This is a genomic window from Streptomyces sp. NPDC014861 (genome assembly GCF_043081625.1).
In the GTDB taxonomy this organism is placed as follows: domain Bacteria; phylum Actinomycetota; class Actinomycetes; order Streptomycetales; family Streptomycetaceae; genus Streptomyces.
The window spans coordinates 1-1,341 of the sequence record NZ_JBIBWV010000050.1 but is presented as its reverse complement, the minus strand read 5'-3'; the positions used below and the strand labels follow the sequence as shown (position 1 = coordinate 1,341).

Genomic DNA, 1,341 nt, shown 5'->3' with positions numbered 1-1,341 from the left:
TAGGCGGTGTTTTAGAACGCGGTGACCTGCCTGTTTGGCCGTCCGGGGAAGTCTCGGGCGGCCATCCAGATGGTGAGGTCACGGGCGATGTCGTTGATGCCGGTCGCCGTGGTGACCTCGTGCTCGTTGCGGGTGGTGTCACGGCGGACGATCTCGTAGCCGCCCCCGTCCAGGACGGCCACGGAAGCGAACCAGACGGGGTCGTCCTCGTCGGGCTGGACGACGACGAAGGTGTTGTCGGAGTTGTTGAGGTCGCTGATCAGCGTGAACAGCGCGTCCTCGGAGGGGTCGTCGATACGGTCGCCGTTCTCGCTGTCGGCGCCGTAGTACTGAGCCCCCATCGTGGTCTCTCCCTCACCCTGCCGGCCCTGGTCGCGGTCAGCATGGCATGCGGAACCGACAGCTCGGGCCGGTCACAGCCATTCGCCGATGGCGGCGATCAGGACGGTGGCTTCGAAGCGGACCGCGAGTTTGTCGAACCGGGTGGCGACCGCCCGGTTGCGCTTGAGCCGGTTGATCCCGCACTCGACCGCGTGCCGGGCCTTGTAGTCCTCGCGGTCGAAGGCCGGAGGCCTCCCGCCGGCCTTCCCGCGTCGCTTGCGGTTGCCAGCCTGGTCGGCGGGCTCCGGGATCGTGCAGCGGATTCCGCGCTTTCGCAGGTAGGCCCGGTTGGCGCGGGAGGAATACGCCTTGTCGCCCCGCACCCGCAGCGGCCGGACACGGGGACGGCCGGGTCCGGTGCGGGGCACCCGAATGCCTTCCAGAACGGCGACGAACTGAGGGCTGTCGCCGCGCTGACCTGCGGTGACCAGCAGAGACAGCGGTCGCTGGCCCTGCTCGCAGGCCAAGTGGATCTTGGTGGTGAAGCCTCCCCGGGACCGGCCCAGTCCGTGGTCGTCGGGCTCGATGGAGGTTCCGCCCGGCGGTTCGTTCTGGGCCTGGCCGTCGCGGCGGGCACCCGCGGCGTGCTGATGGGCCCGGCAGATCGTGGAGTCGACGTTGACCTCCCACGTGATCAGCCCGGCCGCATCCGCCCGAGTCTGCAGCCGAGTCAGCAGTCCGGGCCAGGTGCCGTCGCGCTGCCAGCGGCGGAAGAGTCCGTAGACGGTCTGCCACGGCCCGTACTCCAACGGCAGATCCCTCCACGGAGCACCGGTCCTCACCCGCCACCGGATCCCGTCGATCAGCTTCCGCCGACCCAACGACGGCCGCCCCAGCACCGCGACCGGCAACAACGGCTCCAGCACAGCCCACTGTTCGTCAGAAAGATCCCCTCGCCCCACACCCAGATCATCGCGATGCGGGACGAGGCGCCGAGCCGATTTTCAAAACACGGCCTAG

General features: G+C 69.1%; 2 protein-coding genes. Both read right to left on the bottom strand.

Going from position 1 to position 1,341, the window contains the following annotated elements; all coding sequences use genetic code 11:
• Positions 1 to 11: 11 nt before the first annotated feature.
• Positions 12 to 341 (bottom strand): hypothetical protein, encoded by a 330-nt coding sequence (locus ACF1BN_RS37770; RefSeq protein ID WP_366378957.1) that lies wholly within the window; start codon positions 339 to 341, stop codon positions 12 to 14.
• Positions 342 to 413: 72 nt separating this feature from the next.
• The gene (locus tag ACF1BN_RS37765; protein WP_366378956.1) at positions 414 to 1,283 is read right to left on the bottom strand and encodes an IS5 family transposase; all 870 of its coding nucleotides are present in this window, start codon (positions 1,281 to 1,283) and stop codon (positions 414 to 416) included.
• Positions 1,284 to 1,341: the final 58 nt, after the last annotated feature.

Coding starts and splice junctions, on each gene's coding strand:
- ACF1BN_RS37770 (WP_366378957.1), bottom strand. CDS start 341: ATGGGGGCTCAGTACTACGGCGCCGACAGCGAGAACGGCGACCGTATC.